The sequence below is a fragment of the Streptomyces sp. NPDC000880 genome, assembly GCF_053599675.1.
Genome location: NZ_JBSFMS010000001.1, coordinates 121,488 through 147,613 on the forward strand (window position 1 = coordinate 121,488; position 26,126 = coordinate 147,613).

General features: G+C 71.1%; 20 protein-coding genes. 13 read left to right on the top strand and 7 right to left on the bottom strand.

Annotation, left to right across the window (positions count from 1 at the left end):
• Positions 1-14 precede the first annotated feature (14 nt).
• The 8 genes from ACWDO5_RS00415 to ACWDO5_RS00450 all read left to right on the top strand — a co-directional run bounded on the left by ACWDO5_RS00415 (position 15) and on the right by ACWDO5_RS00450 (position 13,471).
• On the top strand, positions 15-350 hold the full coding sequence (locus ACWDO5_RS00415; RefSeq protein ID WP_450527090.1) for a hypothetical protein: 336 nt from the start codon (positions 15-17) through the stop codon (positions 348-350).
• The gene (locus ACWDO5_RS00420; protein ID WP_450527091.1) at positions 347-724 is read left to right on the top strand and encodes a GPW/gp25 family protein; all 378 of its coding nucleotides are present in this window, start codon (positions 347-349) and stop codon (positions 722-724) included. The genes ACWDO5_RS00415 and ACWDO5_RS00420 overlap by 4 nt, the downstream gene beginning before the upstream one ends.
• Positions 721-3,939, top strand: coding sequence for a putative baseplate assembly protein (locus ACWDO5_RS00425; RefSeq protein ID WP_450527093.1), 3,219 nt, complete (start codon positions 721-723; stop codon positions 3,937-3,939). Before ACWDO5_RS00420 ends, ACWDO5_RS00425 begins: the two co-directional genes overlap by 4 nt.
• On the top strand, positions 3,936-7,727 hold the full coding sequence (locus tag ACWDO5_RS00430; RefSeq protein WP_450527095.1) for a putative baseplate assembly protein: 3,792 nt from the start codon (positions 3,936-3,938) through the stop codon (positions 7,725-7,727). The genes ACWDO5_RS00425 and ACWDO5_RS00430 overlap by 4 nt, the downstream gene beginning before the upstream one ends.
• The gene (locus ACWDO5_RS00435; RefSeq protein ID WP_450527096.1) at positions 7,724-9,883 is read left to right on the top strand and encodes a hypothetical protein; all 2,160 of its coding nucleotides are present in this window, start codon (positions 7,724-7,726) and stop codon (positions 9,881-9,883) included. The genes ACWDO5_RS00430 and ACWDO5_RS00435 overlap by 4 nt, the downstream gene beginning before the upstream one ends.
• 60 nt (positions 9,884-9,943) lie before the next feature.
• The gene (locus tag ACWDO5_RS00440) at positions 9,944-11,518 is read left to right on the top strand and encodes a DUF6519 domain-containing protein (protein WP_450527098.1); all 1,575 of its coding nucleotides are present in this window, start codon (positions 9,944-9,946) and stop codon (positions 11,516-11,518) included.
• 26 nt (positions 11,519-11,544) lie between these two features.
• A complete protein-coding gene (locus tag ACWDO5_RS00445) occupies positions 11,545-12,429 on the top strand; it encodes a peptidoglycan-binding protein (protein WP_450527099.1) in 885 nt (294 codons plus the stop codon).
• 103 nt (positions 12,430-12,532) lie between these two features.
• Positions 12,533-13,471 (top strand): ornithine cyclodeaminase family protein, encoded by a 939-nt coding sequence (locus tag ACWDO5_RS00450; protein ID WP_450527101.1) that lies wholly within the window; start codon positions 12,533-12,535, stop codon positions 13,469-13,471.
• A 12-nt stretch (positions 13,472-13,483) separates the two neighbouring features.
• Here the strand turns inward: ACWDO5_RS00450 and ACWDO5_RS00455 are convergent, their stop codons facing one another.
• From ACWDO5_RS00455 to ACWDO5_RS00465, 3 genes are all read right to left on the bottom strand, one after another.
• Entirely contained in the window at positions 13,484-15,028 is a 1,545-nt protein-coding gene (locus ACWDO5_RS00455) for a hypothetical protein (RefSeq protein ID WP_450527102.1), read from the bottom strand.
• A complete protein-coding gene (locus ACWDO5_RS00460; protein WP_450527104.1) occupies positions 15,025-17,013 on the bottom strand; it encodes a hypothetical protein in 1,989 nt (662 codons plus the stop codon). Before ACWDO5_RS00460 ends, ACWDO5_RS00455 begins: the two co-directional genes overlap by 4 nt.
• Positions 17,014-17,282: 269 nt before the next feature.
• A complete protein-coding gene (locus ACWDO5_RS00465) occupies positions 17,283-17,669 on the bottom strand; it encodes a winged helix-turn-helix transcriptional regulator (RefSeq protein ID WP_450527105.1) in 387 nt (128 codons plus the stop codon).
• A gap of 159 nt (positions 17,670-17,828) precedes the next feature.
• Here ACWDO5_RS00465 and ACWDO5_RS00470 point away from each other — a divergent pair, with 159 nt between their 5' ends.
• The gene (locus tag ACWDO5_RS00470) at positions 17,829-18,800 is read left to right on the top strand and encodes an NADP-dependent oxidoreductase (RefSeq protein WP_450527107.1); all 972 of its coding nucleotides are present in this window, start codon (positions 17,829-17,831) and stop codon (positions 18,798-18,800) included.
• A 20-nt stretch (positions 18,801-18,820) separates the two neighbouring features.
• Here ACWDO5_RS00470 and ACWDO5_RS00475 read toward each other — a convergent pair whose 3' ends face one another.
• The 4 genes from ACWDO5_RS00475 to ACWDO5_RS00490 all read right to left on the bottom strand — a co-directional run bounded on the left by ACWDO5_RS00475 (position 18,821) and on the right by ACWDO5_RS00490 (position 19,871).
• Positions 18,821-18,955: a DUF2000 family protein gene (locus ACWDO5_RS00475; protein WP_450527260.1), complete on the bottom strand. Its 135-nt coding sequence runs from the start codon at positions 18,953-18,955 to the stop codon at positions 18,821-18,823.
• Between the two features lie 208 nt (positions 18,956-19,163).
• Positions 19,164-19,337 (bottom strand): CsbD family protein, encoded by a 174-nt coding sequence (locus ACWDO5_RS00480; RefSeq protein ID WP_450527109.1) that lies wholly within the window; start codon positions 19,335-19,337, stop codon positions 19,164-19,166.
• Positions 19,338-19,414: 77 nt separating this feature from the next.
• The gene (locus ACWDO5_RS00485) at positions 19,415-19,729 is read right to left on the bottom strand and encodes a WhiB family transcriptional regulator (RefSeq protein ID WP_450527111.1); all 315 of its coding nucleotides are present in this window, start codon (positions 19,727-19,729) and stop codon (positions 19,415-19,417) included.
• Entirely contained in the window at positions 19,707-19,871 is a 165-nt protein-coding gene (locus tag ACWDO5_RS00490) for a hypothetical protein (RefSeq protein ID WP_450527113.1), read from the bottom strand. Before ACWDO5_RS00490 ends, ACWDO5_RS00485 begins: the two co-directional genes overlap by 23 nt.
• Before the next feature lie 198 nt (positions 19,872-20,069).
• Between ACWDO5_RS00490 and ACWDO5_RS00495 the strand changes: the two genes are divergently transcribed.
• The 4 genes from ACWDO5_RS00495 (at position 20,070) to scpA (ending at position 26,113) form a co-directional block, all read left to right on the top strand.
• Entirely contained in the window at positions 20,070-21,602 is a 1,533-nt protein-coding gene (locus ACWDO5_RS00495) for an MFS transporter (RefSeq protein WP_450527115.1), read from the top strand.
• Between the two features lie 102 nt (positions 21,603-21,704).
• Positions 21,705-21,932: a hypothetical protein gene (locus ACWDO5_RS00500; RefSeq protein ID WP_450527116.1), complete on the top strand. Its 228-nt coding sequence runs from the start codon at positions 21,705-21,707 to the stop codon at positions 21,930-21,932.
• A 96-nt stretch (positions 21,933-22,028) separates the two neighbouring features.
• Positions 22,029-23,909, top strand: coding sequence for a methylmalonyl-CoA mutase family protein (locus ACWDO5_RS00505; RefSeq protein ID WP_450527117.1), 1,881 nt, complete (start codon positions 22,029-22,031; stop codon positions 23,907-23,909).
• On the top strand, positions 23,909-26,113 hold the full coding sequence (gene scpA, locus ACWDO5_RS00510; protein ID WP_450527119.1) for a methylmalonyl-CoA mutase: 2,205 nt from the start codon (positions 23,909-23,911) through the stop codon (positions 26,111-26,113). The genes ACWDO5_RS00505 and scpA overlap by 1 nt, the downstream gene beginning before the upstream one ends.
• Positions 26,114-26,126: the final 13 nt, after the last annotated feature.

Sequence of the window (26,126 nt, forward strand, 5' to 3'; positions counted from 1 at the left end):
CGGGGAGAATCGTGATGTCCGGGAATCTCGTGAACGGCGGGTCCGCGATCAGTTGCCCGCACGGCGGCCGGGTCGTGCCCGCCTCCGCCCAGTCGTCCGGCGTCCGGATCGACGGCCACCAAGTGCCCACCGCCGCCGACGTCTTCATCGTCAGCGGCTGCCGCCACAGGATCGACGGCGTACCGCATCCGTGCGCCACCGTCCGCTGGACGCCGCACCGCGACAGCGTGCTCGTCGACGGCTCGCCCGTGCTGCTGGACAGCACATCCGCGCTCTGCTTCAGCGCCGCGCTGGTGCCGCAGGGGCCGCCGGTCGTCGCCGCCTCGACACGGGGGGTGTCCTCCCGATGAGGACGACGAGGAGCGACATCGCCTTCCCCTTCCGCACCGACCGGCGGGGACGCACCGCGCATGCCGCCTACGACGAGCATGTGCGCGACCTCATCGAGCAGTTGCTGTTCACCAGCCCCGGCGAGCGCGTGATGCGCCCCGACTTCGGCTGCGGGCTCCTCGATCTGGTCTTCACGCCCAACAGCCCCGAGCTGGCCTCGGCGCTGGAGCTGTCGGTGCAGGCCTCGCTGCAGCGCTGGCTGGGCGAGCTGATCGAGGTGGAGTCCCTGGATGTGGTGAGCGAGGAGAACGTGGTCCGGGTGTATCTGAGCTACGTGGTGCGCTCCACCGCGAGCCGTCGCGACGAGGTGTTCGAGGGGAGCGGCCCGGCATGAGCGGTACGAGCAAGGAGTTGGTCTGCCGTACGGACGGCAGGCGTACGAAGGTACGGGCGGCGCAGCTCGGCGGTGTGGACGCGGTCGAGGTCGGTGACGACGGGCTGACCCTCACCGTCACTTTCCTGGGCAAGGCGCCCCACGGGCTGTGCCCTGAGAACATTCGCATCGACTGCGGCCGCCGGATCACGGACATCGAGGCTGTGGAGCTGTCCGTCGAACGCGAGGAGGATCCGGAGCTCGACGACCGGCTGTACGTCACGCTGGGCCGGATCGGGGACACTCCCCCAGTTACAGCTGGGGGTGCCCCCACGCGCTACCGGCTCTCGGTCGTGGACACGGACCCGTACGGGCGGCCGGGCACCGAGCCCTTCCCCGGCTTCGACCAGCGGTACTTCTCGGCCGAGTTCGAGTTCCGGCCCGACTGCCCCACCCCCTTCGACTGCAAGGACGAGCAACCGGACTGCCCGCCCCCCTACGCTCCCGCGCCGGTCATCGACTACACCGCGCGCGACTACGACACGATCCGGCGCCTCATCCTGGACCGGCTGGCGCTGACCACCCCGGACTGGCTCGAACGCAATGGCGCCGACCTCGGCACGACGCTGGTCGAACTGCTGGCCCACACCGCGGACCGGATCAGCTATCAGCAGGACGCGGTCGCGACGGAGGCGTATCTCGACACGGCACGCCGCCGGGTGTCGGTGCGCCGTCACGTACGGCTCATCGACTATCCGATGCACGACGGTGTCAACGCGCGCGCGTTCGTCGCGGTCGAGACCGTACGGGCGCTGACGCTGGCGCCCGGCACCTTCCGCTTCGCCGCGGTCGACGTCCGTACGCTCGGGCCGCGCGACCGGCCCGAGATCGGCACCGTCATCGACGACCGGGATCTGGCCGTGCTCGACGAGCGTGGCTCGGTGGAGGTGTTCGAGCCGGTCGTCGGGGAAGAGCCGCTGGTGCTGCGCCCCGAGCACAACACCATCCGCTTCTGGACCTGGGGCGACGAGGTGTGCTCGCTACCCAAGGGGGCCACCGCGGCGACGCTGCGGGACGCCTGGGCGGACGAGGAGTGCGCCGCCAGAACGCTGGAACTGTCCCCCGGCGATCTGCTGCTGATCGAGGAGGTGCGAGGGGCGCGGTCCGGCACGCCGGGCGACGCCGACCCGGCACACCGACAGGCCGTACGCCTCACGTCCGTCACCCCGGCCGTGGACCGGCTGACCGACCAGCCGGTCCTGGAGGTCACCTGGGCGCCGGAGGATGCGCTCGCCTTTCCCGTCTGCCTGTCGACACGTGGCGGTCCGGACTGCGGGCCCGTGGAGGATGTGAGCGTGGCGCGCGGCAATGTCGCGCTCGTCGATCACGGCCGGTCACTGACGTGTCGCGGCTCCGCGCCGGAGACGGTCACCGTGCCGCCCGCGCCGGCTGTCCTCGGGTCCTGCGATCCGTCCGGCTTCGGCTGCTGGGACCGCGACGAAGGGAATCCTACGGCGGATCTGATCAACTCCCTCCTGGAACGGACCCGTTGCGGAGAGCTGCTGACCGCCGATCAGATACGGGAGCTGTTCAGCGTCGTCGGCGAGGACGCGACCGGGCGCGCCGGTCTCGGTCTGGAACTCGCGGGCCGGCGACGCGAGAAGGTCGTGCCGGGCACCGCGTACGCCCAGGCCGAGGCGCTTGAGACGCTGCTGGCGCAGGTCGTCTACCCGGGCATCCCCCCGCGCCTCCGCCCGGTGCTGCAGCGCTCCCCCGTCGTCCAGTCCGTGCCGTTCCCTCAGCCGCGCCATGTGTCGGCCGGGCAGGCCGTGCGGCTTGCGGCCATTGCGGGCCGGGTCCGGCAGCGGCTGGTGGAGTTGTGGCGCAGCGCCCGCGACTGCGACGGTCTCACCGAGGCGGAGATCGCCGAGCTGACCGTGCTGTTCGGGCTGCGGGTGCTGGAGCGCCTTGAGCTGCGCCGCCATCCGGTACGTGCGCTGCGGGAGTTGCTGCACCGCAGCGAACGGCTGCTGGCCGCGAAGCTGCGCCGGATCCAGGTGCTGAGTGCCCGGGCCCGGGCGGGCACGGTACTCGACGACAGTGTCGCCTGGGAGATCACGCACACCTGGGGCCCAAAGTACGCGGCCGGCCTCGACCCGGACGAGCCGGTGCTGAGGGGGCCTGCCGCCGCCCTCGTACAGGATCCGCGGGCAGCGCTGCCCGCGGTGACGGTCGCGGACGGCGACGAGCACTGGACGCCGAAGCGGGATCTGCTCGACTCCGGTTCGCGCGAGCGGCACTTCGTCGGCGAGTTGGAGGACGACGGGCGGATCGCGCTGCGGTTCGGGGATGGGCGGCACGGGGCCCGTCCGCAGCCGGGCGCCCGGCTTGAGCTGCACTACCGGCTCGGCGGCGGCACAGCCGGCAACGTGGGCGCGGAGGCCATCAACCACCTCGTCCTGTGCCGTGATCCGGAGGCTTCGGACGCCGGGGACCCGATGCCCGTCGCGGGGGTGCGCAATCCGCTGCCCGCCGTCGGCGGCACCGAGCCCGAACCGATCGAGCAGGTACGCCAGTTGGCCCCGCTCGACCTCAAGCGCACCCGGCTGCGGGCCGTCACCGCCGACGACTACGCGGCGCTGGCGTCGAAGCTGCCGGGGGTGCAGCGGGCGGCCGCCGAGATCCGCTGGACCGGCAGTGTGCAGGAGGTGCATGTCGCCGTCGACGCACAGGCCACGGGGGATCCCTCCCCGGAGCTGCTCGACTCGGTGTCGTACGCGCTGGAGAGCTACCGCCGGATCGGCCACGACCTGGTGGTTGGACCGGCCAGATCGGTGCCGCTGGACATCGCACTCACGGTGTGTGCCGCGCCCGGCCATCAGCACGGCCAGATCCTCGCCGAGCTGTACCGGCTGCTGGGCAGCCGTCGGCTGTCCGGCGGACGGATCGGCTTCTTCCACCCCGACGCGCTCAGCTTCGGCGAACCGGTGCGGCTCAGCCGTCTGGTGGCCGTGGCTGCGGCCGTCCAAGGCGTGGAGAGCGTGACTGTGACCCGGCTTCGCCGGCTCTTTCACGAGGACCCCGCCGACGACACACACGACAACGGCACAGACGACACCGCACTGGAGGCAGGCGTGCTGCGGCTCGGCCCGCTGGAAATCGCGCGTTGCGACAACGACCCCGACCGGCCGGAGCTCGGCCGGCTGTCGATCGAGCTCGGCGGAGGTGCCCGATGAGCGGCTCCTGCGGTTGCGGCTGCGGTGGACACGACGAACGCCACGCGCCCGAGGCCCTGTACAACCCGCCGGGCCGCACCGCCCTGGACTACCGGGTGGGAGAGTACGGATCGTTCCTGGCGGCCATGCTCGACCGGCTCGCATCCCCCGCCTATCCGGCGCTGCGCGGGCTGACCGTCCGCACCCCGGACGATCCGGTGATCGGACTGCTCGACTCCTGGGCGGTCGTCGGCGACCTGCTCACCTTCCACTCCGAGCGCATCGCCGACGAGGGCTATCTGCGCACTGCCAACGAGCACCGCTCGCTGGCCCTGCTCGGGCGCCTTGTGGGGCACCGGCCGCGGCCCGGTATCGCCGCCGACACCCATCTCGCGTACACGCTGGACCGGGATCCACGGGCCGAGGACGTACCGGTGCTGATCCCGCGCGGCGCGCGCAGCAACAGCGTGCCCACCACCTCCGACGAGGAGTCGCAGGCCTTCGAGACCAGCGAGGACCTCGTCGCCCGCTGGGCGTGGAACGAGCTGGCGGTCCGCCGGCGCCGGCCGGCGCTGCTCACCCCGGACGATCTGCGCAAGCAGTCCGAGATCTTCGTCTCCGGGACCGGTACGTCCCCGCAGACGGGGGACAAACTGCTCTTCGTCTTCGGAGCGGACAAGGACGCGGCCGGACAGCGGCTGCTGCTGCCCGTCGCACGGGTCCGGATCGACCGGGACGACGATGTGACGGCGATCGGACTGCCGCAGTCCGCGCCGCCGTCGCTGACCGAGCTGGTGACGGAGCTGCGCGAGTGGATCACCGAGGACGAGCGGGAGGTCGAGGAGGGCGAGCCCGCCCCCGACAACCCCAATCCGCGTCCTGTCAGCCGGTTCATCGAGGCCTTCGACACGCAGGTGCTTGCGCCGCTGCGCGCCGATCTGGACGGAATCAAGACGCCCACGCAGTTCGCCAGGCGGCTCGTCGATCCGCATGAGCGGCTCGCCGAGGCGCAGGCGATCGCCGCCGCGTACGAGGAAGTGGCCGGCTGGTTCGAGCAGTTGGAGGCCGTGGTCGGCGAGCTGATGGAGCGCGCGGCGGATCTGGAACCCTCCCGCCCACAAACACCGGCGGTCGTGTCCGAGTCTCCTGCCATGGTGGCGCTCGGCGCCGTACTTCCGGCGTTGCGCACCCGCGTCGTGCGGCCGCCGTCGGGCGCACGCACGCTGTCGCACGATCCGGGCCGGTACTTCGCGGCGGGCTCCGATCTGGGCGCGCAGCTGCTGTCCGCGCTCGACCCGCGGGGCGCGGACGGGATGTACGCGGCGTGGCGGCAGGCCGCCCCGGCCGTGCCCGCGCTGCTGCGCGAGCTGCAGGCGATGCGGGTGACCGCCGCTCCGTTCGGGGCGACGGCGCCGCTCAAGCCCGTACAGGACGACCGCGGGCGGGTCGTCCGGCAGACGGACTGGCCGCTCTCCGGATCAGCTCTGACGGCCATGCGGGTCGTGTACGACACGGCGGGCCGCGTTCCGGTACGCGCCGAGTTCCAGCACATCGAGACCGGATCCTCGGTTCAGCGGTCGGAGAACCTGCCCGCCGAGACGAGCTTCGGCCTGGGTCCCGGACGGGTCGTGCTGCAGACCCGCGTGGGCCAGGACCACGATCTGAGCTGGCTGACCAGGCGTCCTGCAGACTCTCAGGAGCCCGGTGTAACCGCCCAGTTCACGTCCGGGCTGCCCGAGCGGTCCCTGTTCGTGTCCCGGCCCGCCGACGACGGGCGGGTACATGTGGCCGTGCACAACGGCGAACCGCTCAACTGGCTGCTGGCCCCCGGCGACCACAAGCAGGTCACGCACGGCGGGTTCGAGGTGACCGTGCGGTACACAGTCGGCAGCGAGCCGGCGAATGTCGAGGTCGGCATCACCACCGTGCCGGAGCAGGCGAACCGTCATGTCCTGGCGCTGGACTCCGTGCAGGACGGCATCACCGTCGGCAGCTGGGTCGCGATCGAGCGTCCCCGCAAGGGTGCCGAGGGCCCGGACGGGATTCCCGGCGACAAGAAGCTCGCGTTCGTGACCACTCGCGTCACCGCCGTACGCACCGCCGCGTACACCAACTACGGGATCACAGGCCGCGGCACCGAGCTCACCCTCGCCGACCCGTGGCTGGACGAGCACGACGTGCTGCTCTCGACCATCCGGGACGCCACCGTGCATGCGGGCGGCGAGGCGCTGCGACTGGCCGAAGAGCCGCTCGGCGAGGATGTGCACGGCAATGAGCTCGAACTGGCCGAGCTGTACGACGGGTTGCGGCCCGGCCGTCATCTGGTGGTGTCGGGCGAGCGCACCGACATCCCGAACACGGCCGGTGTGCGCGGCACCGAACTGGCCGTGATCGCCGCGGTGGAGCAGCAGCTTGACCCGCGGCTGCCCGGTGACCATGTCCATACGAAGCTGACGCTCACGACGGATCTGGCCTACCGCTACCGCCGTGACACGGTCCGCGTCCAGGGCAATGTGGTCCCGGCGACGCACGGCGAGAGCCGCGACGAACCGATCGGCAGCGGTGACGCCGACCGGCCCAACCAGACGTTCACGCTCTGGCAATCGCCGCTGACCTGGCTGCCCGCCGACAATCCTCCCCCAGCCTCCGGCCGGGGGTACCCCCATCTCGCTTCGCTCGGCGCGACGCCCACATTGGAGGTGCGCGTCGACGGGCTGCTGTGGCACGAGGTGGACAGTCTGGCCGGGCGTGGGCCGCGCGACCGGGTCTATGTGTCCGGGACGGCCGGGGACGGGCGCACGACCGTTACCTTCGGCGACGGGGTGCACGGCGCGAGGCTGCCCACCGGGCAGGAGAACGTCCGGGCCCGGTACCGCTTCGGCACCGGCAAGGCCGCAAACGTGCGCGCCGACCGCATCACCCAGGCGATCACCCGGCCGCTGGGCGTCACCGCCGTCACCAATCCGCAGCCCGCGAGCGGCGGCGCGGACGCCGACGGTCCGGGTCTTACCCGGCGCACGATCCCGCTCGCGGTCTCCGCGCTCGACCGGCTCGTGTCAGTCACGGACTACGAGGACTTCGCACGCTCGCGAGCCGGCATCGGACGGGCGGCAGCCCGCGAGATCTTCGACGGCCGGCGGCGGGTGCTGCATGTGACGGTCGCCGGGGTGGATGACATCCCGATCGCCGACGACTCCGCGGTGCTGCGCGCGCTGCGTTCCTCGCTGGCCGAGTACGGCGACTCACGGCTGCCGGTCCGCGTCGACGTGCGCGAGCTGGTGCTGCTGCTGCTCGCGGCGAAGGTGAAGGTCGCCCGCGACCACACCTGGACTGTGGTCGAGCCGCGGCTGCGGCAGGCGCTGCTGCGTGAATTTGGCAGCGGGCGGCGCGAGTTGGGCCGTCCGGCACGGCTGTCCGAGGTGCTGGCGACTGCCCACAAGGTGCCCGGCGTCGACTACGTGGACGTGGACGTGTTCACCGGAGTGCCGGCGTCCGTCACGCCCGATGAGCTGACGTACCTCGGGGAACAGCTTGCCGAGCCCCGTACGGCGGTCGGGTCCAGGCTCGCCCAGTACGACGAGGACGTGCACCGCGTCACAGCCGATGGCGGTCAGACGCTCACCCACATCGCCGCCCGGTACGGCATCCCGCTCGGCGAACTGCTACGGCTGAACCCGGACATCACCGATACCCGGCGGCTCGAGAAGGGCCGGGCGGTGTTCGTCTTCCGCGGTATCCGGCCCGCGCAGCTCACCCTGCTCACCCCGCATGTCGCGGACACGCTGATTCTTACGGAGGTCACCGCATGACGAGGGAACCGGACGGGCTCGCGGAGCTGCTCCCGCAGTGGCACCGCCTGCGGGACGCCGAGGGCGGGGAGCCGCTGCGCGCCCTGCTCGCGGTGATCGCCGAGCAGGTCGACCGGGTGCGGGACGGGGTCGAGCAGAGTTACGAGGACTGGTTCGTGGAGACCGCGGCTGAGTGGGTGCTGCCGTATCTCGGCGATCTGGTCGGCTACACCCCGCTGCCGGGCTACGCGCGGGTGCAGGCGAAGGGCCTTGAGGGCGCGGACGGGAACGATTCACGCAACCGCCTCGCCGAGGCCCTGGCACCGCGCCGCGATGTGGCCGCCACGGTCGCGGGCCGGCGGCGCAAGGGCACCCTCGCCCTGCTGGAGGAGCTGGCAGGGGACATCGCCGGATGGCCTTCGCGGGCCGTGGAGTTCTCCCGGCTCGTCTCCCACCAGCAGCCGGTGAAGCTGTACGGATCGGGCACTGAGGCAGCCAACGCGCGTCGGCGGGACCGGGGCAGGCTCGTGGACGTACGTGAGGGGGCGGTGCTCGATCTGGCGGGCGGGCCGTTCGGCGCGGTCGCGCAGTCGGTGAATGTGCGGCGGGCGGGCTCGGCGCGCACGCAGGGCGGCTACTCCCCGGCGGGGGTTGGACTGTTCGTCTGGCGGCTGAAGCCGTACCACGTGACCGAGGCGCCGGCGTACTGCGTCGACCGGGCCCGTAACCTCTACACCTTCTCGATTCTGGGCAATGACACGCCTCTGGTGACCAAGCCGGTGCCGGAGCCGTCCACCACTCATATCGCGACGATCGACAATGTGCCCGCGTACATCAGGCGCAGGCAGCTCGCCGAGCGGCTCGCGGACTACTACGGGCCGGGCAAGAGCTTCACGATCTGGCGCGACGGGCAGGACGAGCCGGTGCCGCTGTCCGACGTTGTGGTGGCGGATCTGACGGACTGGCGCTACCGCCCGGGGCGCGGGCAGGTGGCCGTCGACCCGGCGCTCGGCCGGATCGCCTTCGGGTCGCGGTCGGCGCCGCGGCAGGGCGTGTGGGTCACCTACCACTACGCGTTCGCGGACGACACGGGCGGCGGCGAGTACCCCCGCGAGCGTGAGACGCCGACGGCCGCGACGGTCTACCGGGTCGGCCCAGGTCAGACGTACCAGCGGATCATGGACGCGTACAACGACTGGCGGGGCGAGAGGCGGTCGGGGCGCTGTGGCCCCGACGGCATCATCGAGATCACGCACAGCGGCGCCTACCAGGAGCAGCTGGACTTCGATCTGGACCCGGGCGACCGCCTGGAGTTGCGCGCGGCCGAGGGCACCCGGCCGGTCATCCGGCTCCTCGACTGGTACAGCAACAGGCCCGACGCGCTCAATATCCGTGCCCAGGAGGAGGGTGAGGGCGATGCCCCGCGGATCGTGCTCGACGGTCTGCTGATCACCGGTCGCGGGCTCAACGTCACCGGTCCTGTGGGCGCGGTCGTGCTGCGGCACTGCACGCTCGTGCCGGGCTGGTCGCTGGAGCCCGAGTGCGAGCCGCACTCCCCCGAGGAGCCGAGCCTGGTCCTGGACCGGACCACCGCGTGCGTGTCCGTCGACCGCAGCATCCTCGGCACGATCGAGGTGATCGGCGACGAGGTGAACCACGACCCGCTGTCCATCCACATCCGGGACAGCATCCTGGACGCCACCGGCCACGACCGGGCGGCTCTGTCCGCCCCGGACTGCCGCCACGCCCACGCCGTGCTGCACGCGCACCGCATCACCGTCATCGGCGAGGTCCACACCCACGCCGTGGAGATCGCAGGGAACAGCATCTTCACCGGGCGGCTGCACGTGGCCCGGCGGGGCATCGGCTGTGTGCGGTTCTCGTACGTGCCTCCTGGCTCCCGCACTCCTCGCCGCCACCGCTGCCAGCCGGACCTGGTGGGCAAGGAGAACGCGCCACTGGTCCGGCCGCTGTTCACCAGCGAGCGGTACGGCACGCCCGCGTACGGACAACTGGCCGCGGGCTGCGCCGAGGAGATCCGGCGCGGCGCCGAGGACGGCGCCGAGATGGGCGCCTTCCACGACCTCTACCAGCCGCAGCGCGAGGACAGCCTGCGGGCCCGGCTCGCCGAGTACACCCCGGCCGGTACCGACGCCGGGATCATCGCGGTCACCTGATCCCCGTCACCCGACACGACTTCTCACCGACTGCCGAACTTCCGAGGGGGACCCCTTCCCATGCACGCTGACATCTCCCGCATCACCTTCCGGCCGGACCGGCGCTACTCGGCGGTGATCGCACAGCAGGGCCGTGTCCAGCTCGACGCCGACGCCAACGAGCAGACCGCGATCCAGCTGGTGCAGGCACGTACCACCGCCGCCGATCTGATCGGGCAGCACGGCGGCCCGCGCGGCGCGACCGGCTTCGAACTGCACTTCCTGGGCGGCAGCCGGGAACTCGACGATCTGTCCATCGGCGGCGGCCGCTACTACGTGGACGGCATCCTGCTGGACGCGACGCGCCTGCAGCCCGGCATCCCGGTCGTCGACGACGGGCACAGCGCCGAGGAGGGCGAGAAGGACGCGCCCGCGGCCACACAGCCGCCGGTCACCTGGACATACTGGGACCAGCCGGACGGCCACCGGGACCCGGAGCGCCCCGGCGACCGTTTGCCGTCCCAATTCCCGTATCTGGCCTATCTGAAGGTGTGGGAGCGCTCGGTCACCGCGGCCGAGGACCCGCTGCTGCGCGAGGTGGCGCTGGGTTCGGCGATGCCCGACACCGCGGCCCGGCTGAAGGTCGTCTGGCAGGTACTGCCGCTGCCGGGCTCACAGCTGGAGCTGGAGGACGGCGCGACGAAGGACCAGGTACGGGCGGCGTTCGCGAAGTGGACGGCTGCGCAGGCGCCGAGCGCGCGGATGGCGGCGCGCAGCGAGCGCCCCGAGCATGCGGACGAGGACCCGTGCCTGGTGACGCCGGATGCCCGCTACCGGGGCCAGGAGAACCAGATGTACCGGGTGGAGATCCACGAGGGCGGCGCGGCCAAGGACGCGACCTTCAAGTGGTCGCGGGAGAACGGCTCGGTGACCTTCCCGGTGGACGAAATCGATGGCACATGGGTGGAGTTGGCGTCCCTGGGCAGCGACGACAAGCTCGATCTGAACGTCGGTGACTGGGTCGAGTTCGTGGACACCGCCTACATCAACCGCGGCGAGCCGCTGCCGCTGCTGCGGGTCGAAGAGGTCGATCTGCCGGGACGCCGCGTGCGGCTGTCGGGCGAGCCGGACCCGGCGGTCGGGCGCCGTCCGGAGCTGCACCCGTTCCTGCGGCGCTGGGACCACCGGTCGGCTTCCCGGAGCGGTTCGAGCCGTACGAAGCAGGGCGCCCCGAAGCTGCGGGGCGGCGCGCTGCGGATCGAGGAGGGTGGCTGGCTGCCGCTGGAGGACGGCGTGTTCGTGTACTTCGAGCCGGGCAGGACGTACCGTCCTGGCGACTACTGGACGGCCCCGGCGCGTACGGCGACGGGCAATGTCGAGTGGCCGACGGACGCGGCACGCCGGCCGCTGCTGCAGGCCCCGGCCGGGAATCAGGTCCACTACGCACCGCTGGCCTGGGTGCTGGGCGAGGGCTCGGTGGCGGATCTGCGGCTGGCGTTCGGGCCGCTGGCGACCGCCATCCCGGCCGCCGACGCACAGACGCTGGAGGCGGAGGCCACGTTCGAGGCGGAGGCCGCGGCCGCCGAGGGCGCGGCGCCGGACGGTTCCGGCTCGCAGCCGGCGGAGCAGCACGACGAAGCACTGCCCGAGAACTGACGTACCACCTGGGAAGGAGCACCACGATGGCAACACCTCTGTCCGCCTCCAAACTGCTCAAGGTCCTGCGTGACGAAGGGCTGCAGGTCGTCGAGCACCGGAGCTGGCGCACGCACAACCGCAATCACAAGGGCCCCTGGGGGCCCATGCACGGGGTGATGATCCATCACACCGTGACCTCGGGCACCCAGAACTCCGTGGACCTCTGCTACAACGGCCACTCCAGCCTGCCGGGGCCGCTGTGCCACGGGGTGATTGCCAAGGACGGCACGGTCCACATGGTCGGCAACGGCCGGGCCAACCACGCCGGACTCGGCGACGACGACGTCCTGCGCGCGGTGATCAACGAGACGGCGCTGCCCGCCGACAACGAGGCCAACACCGACGGCAACCGGTATTTCTACGGCTTCGAGTGCGTCAACCTCGGCAACGGCAAGGACCCGTGGCCGGCGGCTCAGCTGGAGGCGATCGAGAGGGCCTCGGCGGCGATCTGCCGGGCGCACGGCTGGTCGTATCGCTCGGTGATCGGCCACAAGGAGTGGCAGCCGGGGAAGATCGACCCGCGCGGGTTCACGATGGACTCGATGCGCGCGCGGATCAAGGCACGGCTCGGCGGCAAGCCGGACGGCCCGGCCAAGCCGCCCGCACCCAAGCCCCCGGCGAAGTACGAGCCGTTCCCCGGCGCCGCGTTCTTCGCGCCGGGCCGGCGCAGCCCGATCATCACTGCGATGGGAAAGCGGCTGGTGGCGGAGGGCTGCGGCCGGTACGAAGTGGGGCCGAGCCCGGACTGGTCGGAGGCCGACCGCAAGTCGTACGCCGCATGGCAGCGCAAGCTGGGCTTCACAGGCAGCGACGCGGACGGCATTCCCGGAAAGTCGAGCTGGGACAGACTCAGGGTGCCCAACGTGTGACGTGCTCGGTGTGTCGCCGGCCCGGCGGCCCTGTCAGTGGACGAGGGGCCGCCGGGCCGGTGCGTGCCCTGTAGCGTTTCACTCACAGGGCAGTGGAGGGCAGATGAGCAAGGGTGCGACAGCGGTCATCGGGGCCGACGAGGTACGTGAGGCCCTCCCCATGGTCGCCGCGATCGCCGCCGTCCAGGATGCGCTGTGCGAGGGACTCGACCCGGAGACCGACCCGGCCCGCTGTGTGGTTCCGGTCGACCATGGACAGCTGCTGCTGATGCCCTCGCACTCCCGCCGCTACGCGGGCGTCAAGATCGCCACGGTGGCGCCGGGCAACCCCGCGCTCGGACTCCCCCGCATTCAGGGCACCTACCTGCTGCTGGACGCCGAGACGCTCAGCCCGCTGGCCGTGCTGGACGGTGTCGCGCTGACCGCCATCCGTACCGCGGCGGTCTCGGCGGCCGCGGCCGACCTGCTCGCCGTGCCGGGGGCCGAGCGCCTGGTCGTCTTCGGCACCGGCCCTCAGGCGCACAGCCATGTCGAGGCGCTGCGCGCCGTTCGCCCGATCCGGCACATCACGGTCGTCGGCCGCGATCTCGACCGTCTCGCCTCCTTCCTTCAGCAGTACGGGGATTCGGGGCAGGATTCGGCACCGGTGGTCGAGGCGGGTACGGCGAACGCGGTGGCGCAGGCCGATCTGGTGGCCTGCTGCACCACGGCCCGTACTCCCCTGTTCGACGGATCGGCGCTGCCCGCGCATGCGACGGTCGTCGCCGCCGGCTCCCACGAGCCGCAGGCGCGCGAGGTCGACGACGAGACGGTGCGCCGCTCGACGGTGGTGGTCGAGGCGCGCGCCGCGGCGCTGCGCGAGGCCGGCGACATCATCCTCGCCGTCCAGTCGGGTGCCCTGGATCCTGAGTCCCTTGTGAGTCTCGCGGAACTCGCCCGGGGCACGGCCGAGGCCGACGTCTCCCGGCCCCGGCTGTTCAAGAGCGTCGGCATGGCCTGGGAGGACCTGGTCGTCGCCGGGGTCGCGTACGAGGCCCGCTGAGGCTGGGGGAGTTCACTCGCTGCGTGGCGCCGTGCAGTCCTTCGGAGTCGGGCTGCCGGTCGGCCAGGCGAGGCCGACGAAGCGGATGCGTCCCGGGATGTCCGGGGCGAGCTCCACGACGGAGACGGCCTTGTTGTACGGGTTTCCGTAGTTGTCCAGGCAGATCCAGCCGCTCGCGCCCTCCACCTTGCCCATGCCGTGCAGCCGCAGCCAGGAGTCGCTGATGCGGGCGAGCGCGGGGATGACCGGGTCGCCGTCGTCGCGCATCCTGATGGCGGTGATCGCGGTGAGGCCGGCGTCGTAGAAGGTGATGGTGCGCGAGTCGGTCAGCTCCACCCGGCCGATGTCGCCGACCGCCGGGTCGGCGGAGAGCGCTTCGAGCGTACGGAAGGCCGCCGCGGAGCCGCCCGTGGCGGGTGCCTCGGCTCCTGTCCAGGCATCGGGGTGGGTGACGGCCGCGTACTGCAGGGTCACGCCCTTGCCGAAGGCGCCCCAGTCGAGCCGCGTGTCGGAGGAGAGGGTGGAGGCTCCGGATCCGGTGATGACCGTGTACTTCTTCTCGGTGCAGCCGCGGTTGCCGAGTTCGTTGATGAACTGCCGCAGCTGCACGGGCCGCCCGGCGAAGTAGATGAACTGGGCGGAGGAGGTGCAGATGGTGTCGACCATCTGGTCGAACGCGTTGGCTGTGGTGCCTTCCTCATGGAATTCGTCGGGCGCGCGGTACTGCTCGGGGGCACGCGGTGAGCCCTTGGTCCGGTCGGCGAAGGCGCGCTTGAGGGCGTCCACATAGTTGTCACCGGTGCGAACGTCCTCGACGACCAAGGTGTTCTCGGGCTTGATGCCCTTGTTGTAGTGGGACAGCGCGGCTGCCTGGTCGCTGGTGGTGGGGACGACGCGGGCGAGGCCCGGGTATGCGTTGGGGTTCTGCTTGCTGTTACCGGAGTCGTCGGCGGTGATGGGACCGCCGACGACGGGGATGTGCCGCTCGTTCGTCAGATAGGCGATGGCCTGCTGCGTGCTGGTGGTGCTGACATCGAATCCGATCACCGCGCGCAGGTTCGCGCTGCCGCTCTCGGAGAGGGAGCCGAGCTGTTCGGCGACCGGACGCCAATGGGTGTGGTTGCGGCCGGGGTTGGCGAGCAGCAGCCGGATAGCGGGCTTCTTGCCGTTGGACTCGTGGTTGGCCCGGTACTGCGCGAGGTAGGCGCCCTGCAACTCGTGCAGCGTCTTGTCCTGCTCGAAGGCCTGGGTGGGCGCCATCGGCAGCATGACGGCGATGGATACGTACGGCTCACCCTGGATCCGCTCGTTCTCGGCCCTGATCCGGGCGCTGACCTCTGTGAGGTTGGGGGCGAAGGCGAAACTGCCGTCGGTCACTCCGGTGCATTCCTGCTCGCCGTCCGGTCCACGTCGCTCGACGCCCTTCCCGCAGGACGGGTCGGGGCCGAAGAACGCGTAGCCGGTCCACGCGGCGGCGGTGAGCACCACCAGGGTGACGAAGAGGACGGCAGCCTTGGTGAGCGGGCCGCCGGGGAGTCTCCTGATGAAGGACGTCATGACGGGGAGCCTTCCGAGATCGGGAGGTCGGGAGCCTGGACGCCGGCCCTGAGGCGGGCGGGCCATGCGGCGGAGGCTGTGCGGTAGGCGGCGTGGGCGGCCCTGTTGCCGTAGAGCGTCTCCAGCGCGATGCGCACGCTGGTCAGATCGTCCTCGCGCGGTGCGAGGGTGAGCGGGTCGGACAGCCGCCACAGGATGGGGACGAGGCTGTTCACCGCGTCGTGGTGCGGTCCTGGTCCTTGGCTGCCGCAGGCCGTGCACGAGAACGGACCGGCGGCGTCCGGCGGCCTGTAGTCCTCGCGCGGATGAGGTGCGGAGCAGATCTGGTTGAGCGCCGCCAGCCACTGCGGCGGGGGCGTGGCGGTGAACCGGTGGTGGAGCCCGCACACGACTTCGTCCACCCGCCCGAGCGCGAGGCTGTGATGGAGATACGTGGTGCCACTCGGGTCGCACAGCGAGCGCAGGCGCAGATGGGTGTCCCGCCATCGGTCGTGTGATGTGGTGGCCGCCAGCCGGTGGCGCAGCAGCATGTCGAGGGCCCGGTCGCCGTCCAGGCAGGCGCGGGTGCGGTAGTCGTCGGCCTCGCGGACGCGGGCGGCGACGAGGTCTTCGGAGTGGTCCTCGGGGTGGGCGAAGCTCCACAGGCCGCGCCGGGTGTCCTCGTCGACCGCGGCGGACAGCAGCACGAGGCGGTCGCGCATCGCGGGCTGCGGCAGCAGTTTGGCGAGGAGGTCGGGGGCTGCCGCGTCCAGTAACTCCCGGGTGCCTATGGCGCCGACCTCCTGGACCCGGCGTATCGCGGCGTCGGCGAGCGTACGGGCGCTGGCCGGGCGGCCTCCGCTGTAGCGGGCGACGAGCCGGGGCAGATGCTCGGGGTAGTCGACTGCGCCGAGCATCTGGCCGATGTGTCCGTGCTCGATGGCCGGGATACGGAGCACGAGCGGGCGGCTCGCGGGGGTGGCGACGCCGGCGACCTCACTCAGCAGCGGGTACTGCTCGCCCTTACCGAGCCATGTCGCGATCACAACGGGCCGGGTGGGGTCCTTCATGCTCGGGGCGTAGCCGGGTTCGAGCAGCCCGGCGAAGGTCTGGCCGACATCGGTGTGCGCATTGTCGAGGAGCATCAGCGGGCGTGGCTTCTTGTTGAGCCGCCTCAGCCGGCCGTAGTTGCCGTCAATGTCGTCGAGGAGGGCCGCGACGAGGTGTTCCTCGGCGGTGCGCCGCCGGTCGTCCAGCCGCCGGAAGCCGCGTGCGAACTGGAACAGCCGCTGCAGCGAGTCCCCTTGATAGCCCTGGGACGGGTGCAGCCGGTCGCCCCACCAGGCCAGCGCGCCGCGGTCCGGCTCGCCCTTGAGGAGCTGGATGCGGGCGGTGTCCAGGACGATACCGGCGATGCCCGAGAGGCCGGGCACGACCGCCAGCACCTGCGGCAGGTTCTGGGAGACGACGTCGAACCACTGGCCCAGGCTCTCGCGGCGGCGCTTCACATCCGGGTCCTCGGCTGTGATGAAGTCCCGCAGATCCGCTTCGGCGCGCCGCAGGTCGGCGGGCCTCACATCAGCTTCGACGCTGTTCAGCGGCCGCCAGGCGGTCACCACCAGCAGGCCGAGCGAAAGCCTCGGAAAGGCCATGGGTTTGCCGAAATGCCGTACGTCCAGGCCGAGTTTGTAGGCGAGGAGATACAGCAGATGCGTGATGTGCGAGGCGTTCGGCACCTCGTCGTCGCTGAGTTCGGCGACGCCCGGCTCGCCGAATCCGGGCGCTGCGAGGTCCACGCGCGCCAGCGGGACGCGCCCGTTGTACGCGTCGTGCACCGCGTTCAGCAGCGCGGTCTTGCCGCTGCCGCGCCCGCCGACGAGATGGACGAGGGGCGCGCCCCTCGGATAGGCGAACGGGATCTGGTACCCGTCGCTCTGGTGCAGGCCGACCAGCCGGGGCACAAAGCCTTCGTGCAGCGCCCCCTGGCCGTAGAGTCTCCCGTCCACTGCGCTCCCCCGTCTCCTGGTTGCCGGCAGGTTCACTGAGATCAACTGCCCGAGCACAGAGGGAATTTACCCGACCCGGGGCCGCCGGGGCGGGTGTTGAGAATGCCCGGGGCAACGACTTCGACCAGGAATGTGACTCGCCGTCAGCCAGGCCTGCTCGCTCGCGTCGAGCAGGTCGGCGATCAGGTCGGCGGGCGGCAGCGGACCATGATCGCCGCTGACCCGCAGCGCCAACCCCGCGGCGAGGTGTCCGACCCGCGAACGGGCCCTCAGCCGCAGGCGGGCTCTTCCGCCCCGGCGGACCGTATGCCGTCGAGGTTGGCCTCCACCCAGGCACGCAGCTGACCCAGCGGCTGCGCAACGCCTCTCCCCAACTCCGTCAGTTCGTACTCGACATGCAGCGGTACGGCCGGATAGACCGTGCGGTCGACGAATCCATGGGCCTCCAGCCGGCGCAGCGTATTGGTCAGCACCTTGGGGCTCACACCCTGGAGCCGCCGTTGCAGCGAGCCGAAGCGATGCGGGCCTTCCTCCAGCGCCCCGATCGCCAGCGCCGACCACTTGCCGGCCAGCACGTCGAGTACGTCGCGGCACGGACACTGCGCTTCGTACACATCGTGCTCACCATGCTCGCCGGTGGTACACGCAACGGCCATGAGAAGTTGCCTCCGGAACGACTGGGACCTCAATACTTTCCCATCGATAGTAGTGTCCCTTGCGGGTTACCACTACCCCGCAGGTAGCTTTTCGGAGTCGATGATCAACCGGCCGGGCGGTGCGTCCGCACCCCCGGCATACACCGCAGGAGACCCGACATGAGCAGCCATCCGACCATGCGCGCGATCACGCAGGACGCCCTTGGCGGCCCCGAAGTGCTGCGGCTCGCCCAGGTGCCGCGGCCCGAGCCGTTGCCCACCGAGGTACTGGTGCGGGTGCATTCCGCCGGCGTGAACCCGGTGGACTGGAAGACCCGTGAGGGCGGCGGCATGGCCGGTGTTCTGGGAGAGCCGCCGTTCATCCTGGGCTGGGACGTCTCCGGCGTCGTGGAGGAGGTCGGCTTCGGCGTCCACACGCTCGAGGTCGGCGACGAGGTATTCGGTATGCCGTGGTTCCCGCGTCAGGCCGGTGCGTACGCGGAGTATGTGACCGCGCCCTCACGCCAGTTCGCCCGCAAGCCCGCCGGGCTCGACCACGACCGGGCCGCCGCGATGCCGCTTGCCGCGCTCACCGCCTGGCAGTCGCTCGTCGACGCCGCGCACGTCGAGCCCGGACAGCGGGTGCTGATCCACGCGGCGGCGGGCGGCGTGGGGCATTTCGCCGTGCAGTTCGCCAAGCACCTCGGCGCGCATGTCATCGGCACGGCGCGCGCGGCGAAGCACGACTGGCTACGCTCGCTCGGCGCCGACGAGCTGGTCGACTACACCGCGGTCCGTTTCGAGGATGCGGTGGGCGACGTCGATGTCGTCATCGATCTGGTCGGTGACGGGCAGGACGCGACGAGCACCCGGTCGCTCAAGACGCTGCGCCCCGGCGGCACGATCATCGCCGTGCCGTCCGGCGTCTCCTCCGAGCTCCTGGAGACGGCCCGCTCCCAGGGACTGCGGGCGAGCGCCTACCTGGTGGAGCCGGACGGTGCGGCGCTCGCCAAGATCGCCGAGCTGGTCGACAAGGGCACGGTGAGCGTCGAGGTGGAGGCCGTACTGCCACTGGCCCAGGCCGCGGATGCGCACCGCCGGGGCCAGGAAGGCCGCACGCGCGGCAAGCTCGTGCTGCGGGTGACCGACTGAGCGAACGAGGCGAGGCGGACTCAGCGCAGCAGAGGGAGCTTCCCGACGAGTTTGCTCACCTGGTTGCGCGGGCCGACGAGGCTCACCGCGTGGTACGTCAGGTCCTCGTGCTTCGTGCCGGCGAGGCGGACGAGGTACTCGTCGTAGTCGACGATGGTCTACGAGCATGTGCAGTCCCGGTCCATCACGGCGCCGGCCGACCAGCGACGGGGCACGGCACGGCGCGGTCGTTGAGCACGCGACCGGTGCCGGGCTCGGGAGCGGCCACCCACGGGCCCCGCCCTGGCAGCCGTACGGACGCGACAGCGTCGGCACGGCGGCACAGGAACGGGGCCCGTGCGTGGTTCTTCCGGCCTGCCGGACTTACCGTCCGGACTTCTTGATCCGGTCGCCGGCCGTCTCCGCGGCCTCCTGGGCCTTGCCCATCATCTGCTCGCTGCGGCCTTCGGCCTGCATGCGCTTGTCGTCCATGGCGTTGCCCGCGGTCTCCTTGAGCTTGCCCTTCATCTGCTTGGCCTTGGCCTTGCTCTTGCTCATGACGGTTCCTTTCACCGTGGAGGTTTGACTGACTCATCCACATTGCGCCCGTCACCCAATGTTCGCAATCGGGCACTTTAAGTTACATTTTCCCGGGAGTGCCGACGTCGCACGCAGCGGCGTTCCGACGGCTCCGTCCCGCCCCACACGCCGGTCCCCTGCCCGGTCCTCAGCGCCCAGTCGGCCGTGACCGGGCAGCGGCGGCACACCTTCTTGGCCCGGTCGACCTGATCGGCTCCCGAGCCGGTGGTGCTGACGGGGAAGAACAGATCCGGGTCCTCGTCCGCGCAAGCGGCTTCCTGTAGCCATTCCAAGGGTTCGCGGCCGGGGTCGTCCGGAGCTTGGTCCGTGGGGGCCCAGGCCATGCACTCAGTCCTCGCCACGGACGACATTGCTCTCCAGTTCCGGGGCGTCGTTTCCCTCGCCGCCGCCGTCCCGTAGTCCCGCACGGGCTGGGATGTACGTGCGTATCCGGCCCTTCCTCGTCTTGTCTTCCACCACCAGGCGCACGCCGGCGCTGCCGCCGGGTTTCATGGGAATGCCTCCTCGGTCCGGTACGCGGAGTTGCCTTCGGCTTCGGGTACCCCTACGACAGCCGCCAAACCGGCGCAGGAATACAGGAATAAGGGCGGGGCAGAGAAGCGTTCACACTGCACGCAATTGGCGGCCGCCGCTGTCCGCCGGATCCGTTTCCGACGCGCTCCACTCCTGCCTTCCCCGGAGGCCGCACGCATGCCGCAGACCACAAACGAACAGCCCTCCGGGGCACTTATGGACGTGCGGGAGCGCAGAACCAGGGGCATCGTCCCCGTCCTCGCCTTCGCCGGCATCACCGTCGCGGTGATGCAGACCCTGCTCGTGCCAGTCATCAAGGACCTGCCTGAGCTCCTCAACACCACGCCCGCCAACGCGACATGGGTCTTGACGGCGACCCTGCTCGCGGGCGCCGTCGCCACCCCCATCATGGGCCGGCTCGGCGATCTGTACGGCAAGCGGCGGATGCTGCTCGCCAGCCTCGCGGTCATGGTCGTCGGCTCGGTGCTCTGCGGATTCACCGACGACCTGGTGACCATGATCGTCGGCCGGGCACTTCAGGGCTTCGGCATGGGCGCCATCCCGCTCGGCATCGGCATCATGCGTGACGAACTGCCGCGCGAGCGGCTCGGCTCGGCGATGGCGCTGATGAGCTCCTCGATCGGAGTCGGCGGCGGGCTCGCCCTCCCCGCCGCTGCCCTGGTCGCCCAGCACACCGACTGGCACATGCTGTTCTTCGGCGCGGCGGGCCTTGGCGTGCTGTCGATGCTGCTGACCGTTCTCCTCGTACCCGAGACTTCGCTCCGCGCCAGGGGCGGCTTCGATGTGCTCGGCGCGATCGGGCTGAGCGCGGGTCTGGTCTGTCTGCTGCTGCCGATCACCAAGGGCGGCGACTGGGGCTGGGGGTCGTCCACCACACTGAGCCTGTTCGGAGCGGCGGCCGCCATCCTCGGGCTCTGGGGAGTGTGGGAGCTCAGGAGCGCCGCGCCGCTGGTGGATCTCCGTACCACCGCACGACGCGAGGTGCTGCTCACCAACCTCGCCTCGATCATGGTCGGGGTCGCGTTCTACGCCGTTTCGCTGGTCCTCCCCCAGCTTCTGCAACTGCCGCGGTCCACGGGCTACGGCCTTGGCCAGTCGATGGTGGTCGCGGGCCTGTGCGTCGCGCCGCTCGGTCTGACGATGATGTTCGTCGCCCCGCTCTACGCACGGATCTCCGCCCAGCGCGGCCCCAAGGTCTCCCTGCTGCTCGGTATGCTGATCATCGCGATCGGTTACGGGGCGGGGCTCGGCCTGATGACCGCGGCCTGGCAGACCGTCATCATCTCGGTCGTCCTGGGAGCGGGCATCGGGCTGGCGTACTCGTCGCTGCCGGCGCTGATCATCCGGGCTGTCGATCCGTCGGAGACCGGCGCCGCCAACGGCCTGAACACCCTGATGCGTTCGATCGGCACATCGGTGTCGAGCGCCGTGATCGGGATGGTGCTCGCGCACACATCGGTGCAAATGGGCCCGGCGCTCGTGCCCAGCATGGAGGGCTTCCGTACCTCCTTCCTGATCGCCACGGGCGCGGTGGTCATCGGGCTCGTGCTGGCCGCGTTCCTGCCGTCGCAGAAGGACGCGATGCGTCCGCGGCTGCACGCGAGCAGCAGCGAGGACGCCCAGGACTCGGTGGGGTCCGGGGAGAGGTACGGGACCCCGACGGCGCGCCCGTCCGGCGGGCGAATGTGACTCTGATCGACCTGTGGGGCCGCCAGGCGGGGTGACGACCGCGGACGAAGTACGATCGGTACCCGCTCGCCGCACCGGCCGCGGGCGACCGCTGCACCCGGCGTGGCCACCTCCACGCAGGCCACCGTTTGCCACATCGGCATCGCCGCCGGGCCCCTGACCGGCGGAATCGTCCTCGAAGGCACCGGCGCGGGCGCCCTGCCCCGGACCGCCATCCCCCTGATCTCCGCGGCTCTGGCCATCGTCGGCGCGGCACGTCGCCAACGCGTTCCCGGCCCTACCGCGCCGCCGCTCCCGCGCCGGTGGGGAACCGGATCCCCGGCCGAATAGGCCATCGCCCCGTAAGGATCAAGTGCCGCCCGGAGAGTGCAAGGTCACAGCCCTCGCCCCTGCTGCGCCTTTGTCGGCTTGACCTAACATCTGAGCATGACGGTCCTCCCCAATGACGGGTTCTCCCTGGCCGCCGAATTTCCGGATGCGACCCACGAGCAGTGGCAGCGGCTGGTGGCCGGCGTGCTTCGCAAGGCAGGCAAGGACACCCCGGACACCGCAGCCGACGATCTGCTGTCCACATCCCTCGAGGACGGGCTCACCACCCGCCCTCTGTACACCGCGGACACCGCACGCAATGGCGCGGACAGCGCCGGGTATCCGGGCTTCGCGCCCTTCACCAGGGGTGGCAGGCCCGAAGGCGGCGCTGTCGCCGGCTGGGACGTACGCCAGCGCCACGACCGGCCGGACCCGGTGCGTACGAACGAAGCCGTGCTCGCGGACCTGGAGAACGGGGTCACCTCGCTCTGGCTGTCCGTCGGCGCGGCCGGGGTTCCCGTCGCCGGACTCGCCAAGGCACTGGAGGGCGTCTATCTCGACCTCGCGCCCGTCACCATCGATGCGGGGGCCGAATTCGACGCCGCTGCCCGGGAGTTGCTGCGGCTCTACGAGGAGAAGGGCGTGCCCAGGCAGTCGGCACGCGGAATCCTCGGCGCCGATCCGCTGGGGTACGAGGCGCGGACGGGCGAGGCCCTCGACACCTCCGACGCGGTCGCGATGGCGGCGCTGTGCGCACGAGAATGGCCCGAGCTGCGTGCGCTGACCGTCGACGCGCTGCCGTACCACGAGGCCGGCGGGTCGGCGGCGCAGGAGCTGGGCTGCTCGCTGGCGACCGGGGTCGCCTATCTGCGGGCGCTCGGCGCAGGTGGGCTGAGCATCGAAGAGGCGTGCGGCCAGCTGGAGTTCCGGTACGCGGCCACCGCCGACCAGTTCCTGACGATAGCGAAACTGCGCGCCGCCCGACGGGTGTGGGCCCGCGTCGCCGAGGCCTGCGGTGCGGATCCCATCGCCGGAGCACAGCGCCAGCACGCGGTGACCTCCCCGGTGATGATGACGCGGCGCGACCCCTGGGTGAACATGCTGCGCACCACGGTCGCCTCGCTCGCCGCGGGCGTCGGCGGCGCCGATGCCGTGACCGTGCTGCCCTTCGACCACGCCCTCGGCCTGCCGGACGGCTTCGCCCGCCGCATCGCCCGCAACACCTCGACAATCCTGCTCGAAGAGTCACATGTGGGCCGGGTCATCGACCCGGCGGGCGGCTCCTGGTACGTGGAGCAGCTCACCGACGAGCTGGCACACGCGGCCTGGGCCTGGTTCCAGGAGATCGAGCGCGCCGGGGGCCAAGAGACTGCCCTGCGCAGCGGTCTGATCTCCGGGCGGATCGGCGCCACCTGGGACAGCCGTACGAAGAACCTGGCCAAGCGGCGCGAACCGGTCACCGGCGTCAGCGAGTTCCCGCTGCTCGGCCAGGCTCCGGTCGAGCGCGACCCCGCGCCCGCACCGCCCTCCGGCGGACTGCCGAAGGTGCGCCGCGACGAAGCCTTCGAAGCTCTGCGGGCCCGCTCGGACGCGCATCTGGTCACAACCGGCGCCCGGCCGCGCGTCTTTCTCGCGGCCCTCGGCCCGGCGGCCGCGCACACCGCACGCGCCTCCTTCGCCGCCAACCTCTTCCAGGCGGGCGGCATCGAACCGGTCCACGACCCGGTCACCGTCGACGCGGCCTCGGTCGCCGAGGCGTTCACCCGCAGCGGGGCGACCGTGGCGTGCATCTGCTCCAGCGACGCCCTCTACGCCGAGCAGGCCGCGCCGGTGGCCGAGGCGCTCAAGGCTGCCGGCGCACTGCGGGTGTTCCTCGCGGGCCGCCCCGGCGAGCAGCGTGAGACGTATGTACGGGCCGGAGTCGACGAGTTCGTCGTCGCGGGCGGCGACGCGGTCGCCGTCCTCACCTCCGCCCTCGACCGGATCGGAGTGGCGTGATGCGGATCCCGGACTTCTCAGGAATCGAGCTCGGGCCCGGCGACGCGTCGGGGGTCTTCGAGGACCAGTGGCGTACGGCCGTCAAGGAGAGCACCGGCAAGGACGACGGCGATCTGGTGTGGGACACGCCCGAGGGCATTCCCGTCAAGCCGCTGTACACCGGGCAGGATCTGGCAGGCCTCGACTTCCTCGGCACGTATCCGGGCATCGCGCCGTATCTGCGCGGCCCGTACCCGACGATGTACGTCAACCAGCCCTGGACGATCAGGCAGTACGCCGGGTTCTCCACGGCCGAGGAGTCCAACGCCTTCTACCGGCGCAACCTCGCCGCCGGGCAGAAGGGTCTGTCGGTCGCCTTCGATCTGCCGACCCACCGCGGCTACGACAGCGACCATCCGCGGGTGACGGGCGATGTCGGCATGGCCGGTGTGGCCATCGACTCGATCTACGACATGCGGCAGCTCTTCGACGGCATTCCGCTGGACCGGATGAGCGTGTCGATGACGATGAACGGAGCCGTGCTGCCCGTTCTCGCGCTGTACATCGTGGCCGCCGAGGAACAGGGCGTACCGCCCGAGAAGCTGGCAGGGACCATCCAGAACGACATCCTCAAGGAGTTCATGGTCCGCAACACCTATATCTATCCGCCCGGGCACTCGATGCGGATCATCTCGGACATCTTCGCGTACACCTCGCAGAAGATGCCCCGCTACAACTCCATCTCCATCTCGGGCTATCACATCCAGGAGGCCGGGGCCACGGCCGATCTTGAGCTGGCCTATACCCTCGCCGACGGCATGGAGTACCTGCGGGCGGGCCTGGGCGCCGGGCTCGACGTGGATGCCTTCGCACCGCGCCTTTCCTTCTTCTGGGCGATCGGCATGAACTTCTTCATGGAGATCGCCAAGCTCCGGGCCGCGCGGCTGCTGTGGGCTAGGCTGGTGAAGAAGTTCGACCCGCAGAACCCCAAGTCGCTCTCCCTGCGCACCCATTGCCAGACCTCGGGCTGGTCGCTGACCGCACAGGACGTCTTCAACAACGTCACCCGCACCTGCGTGGAGGCGATGGCTGCCACCCAGGGGCACACGCAGTCACTGCACACCAACGCCCTGGACGAGGCGCTGGCCCTGCCCACCGACTTCTCGGCGCGCATCGCCCGCAACACCCAGCTGCTGCTCCAGCAGGAGTCCGGGACCTGCCGGGTCATCGACCCCTGGGGCGGCAGCGCGTACGTCGAGAAGCTCACGTACGACCTCGCGCGGCGCGCCTGGCAGCACATCGAGGAGGTCGAGGCTGCGGGCGGCATGGCGCAGGCCATCGACGCCGGCATCCCGAAGCTCCGCGTCGAGGAGGCCGCGGCCCGTACGCAGGCCCGCATCGACTCCGGCCGTCAGCCTGTCATCGGCGTGAACAAGTACCGCGTCGAGACCGACGAACAGATCGATGTGCTCAAGGTCGACAACTCCTCGGTGCGCGCCCAGCAGATCGAGAAGCTGCGGCGGCTGCGGGCGGAGCGCGACGAGAACGCCTGCCAGGACGCGCTGCGCGCGCTGACCGCCGCCGCGGAGACGGGCCCGGGCGGCGCCGGCCTGGAGGGCAATCTGCTGGCGCTCGCGGTGAACGCCGCGCGCGCGATGGCGACCGTCGGTGAGATCTCCGACGCCCTGGAGAAGGTGTACGGGCGGCACTCGGGGCAGATCCGTACGATCTCCGGTGTGTACCGAAACGAGGCCGGCACGTCGCCGGCGGTGGAGCGGACCCGCGCTCTGGTCGAGGAGTTCGAGCAGGCCGAGGGCCGCCGTCCGCGCATCCTGGTCGCCAAGATGGGCCAGGACGGTCATGACCGCGGCCAGAAGGTGATCGCCACCGCCTTCGCCGACCTGGGCTTCGACGTGGATGTCGGTCCGCTGTTCCAGACGCCGGCCGAGGTGGCCCGCCAGGCGGTGGAGGCGGACGTCCACATCGTCGGCGTCTCCTCGCTGGCCGCCGGGCATCTGACGCTCGTACCGGCGCTGCGGGAGCAACTGGCCGCCGAGGGACGGGAAGACATCATGATCGTGGTGGGCGGGGTGATCCCGCCCCAGGACGTCGAGACGCTCCACGAGGCCGGGGCCGCCGCGGTCTTCCCGCCCGGCACAGTGATCCCGGACGCCGCCCGGGACCTGCTGAGCACGCTGGCCGGTTCGCTCGGCCACGAGTTGTGAGACTGTGCCCCGG

Bases quoted from the DNA above. Each gene is read 5' to 3' on its own strand.
- ACWDO5_RS00415 (WP_450527090.1), top strand. From the start codon at position 15: ATGTCCGGGAATCTCGTGAACGGCGGGTCCGCGATCAGTTGCCCGCAC.
- scpA (WP_450527119.1), top strand. From the start codon at position 23,909: ATGCGGATCCCGGACTTCTCAGGAATCGAGCTCGGGCCCGGCGACGCG.
- ACWDO5_RS00430 (WP_450527095.1), top strand. From the start codon at position 3,936: ATGAGCGGCTCCTGCGGTTGCGGCTGCGGTGGACACGACGAACGCCAC.
- ACWDO5_RS00450 (WP_450527101.1), top strand. From the start codon at position 12,533: ATGAGCAAGGGTGCGACAGCGGTCATCGGGGCCGACGAGGTACGTGAG.
- ACWDO5_RS00505 (WP_450527117.1), top strand. From the start codon at position 22,029: ATGACGGTCCTCCCCAATGACGGGTTCTCCCTGGCCGCCGAATTTCCG.
- ACWDO5_RS00435 (WP_450527096.1), top strand. From the start codon at position 7,724: ATGACGAGGGAACCGGACGGGCTCGCGGAGCTGCTCCCGCAGTGGCAC.
- ACWDO5_RS00470 (WP_450527107.1), top strand. From the start codon at position 17,829: ATGAGCAGCCATCCGACCATGCGCGCGATCACGCAGGACGCCCTTGGC.
- ACWDO5_RS00465 (WP_450527105.1), bottom strand. From the start codon at position 17,669: ATGGCCGTTGCGTGTACCACCGGCGAGCATGGTGAGCACGATGTGTAC.
- ACWDO5_RS00495 (WP_450527115.1), top strand. From the start codon at position 20,070: ATGCCGCAGACCACAAACGAACAGCCCTCCGGGGCACTTATGGACGTG.
- ACWDO5_RS00480 (WP_450527109.1), bottom strand. From the start codon at position 19,337: ATGAGCAAGAGCAAGGCCAAGGCCAAGCAGATGAAGGGCAAGCTCAAG.
- ACWDO5_RS00420 (WP_450527091.1), top strand. From the start codon at position 347: ATGAGGACGACGAGGAGCGACATCGCCTTCCCCTTCCGCACCGACCGG.
- ACWDO5_RS00485 (WP_450527111.1), bottom strand. From the start codon at position 19,729: ATGTCGTCCGTGGCGAGGACTGAGTGCATGGCCTGGGCCCCCACGGAC.
- ACWDO5_RS00490 (WP_450527113.1), bottom strand. From the start codon at position 19,871: ATGAAACCCGGCGGCAGCGCCGGCGTGCGCCTGGTGGTGGAAGACAAG.
- ACWDO5_RS00440 (WP_450527098.1), top strand. From the start codon at position 9,944: ATGCACGCTGACATCTCCCGCATCACCTTCCGGCCGGACCGGCGCTAC.
- ACWDO5_RS00455 (WP_450527102.1), bottom strand. From the start codon at position 15,028: ATGACGTCCTTCATCAGGAGACTCCCCGGCGGCCCGCTCACCAAGGCT.
- ACWDO5_RS00445 (WP_450527099.1), top strand. From the start codon at position 11,545: ATGGCAACACCTCTGTCCGCCTCCAAACTGCTCAAGGTCCTGCGTGAC.
- ACWDO5_RS00425 (WP_450527093.1), top strand. From the start codon at position 721: ATGAGCGGTACGAGCAAGGAGTTGGTCTGCCGTACGGACGGCAGGCGT.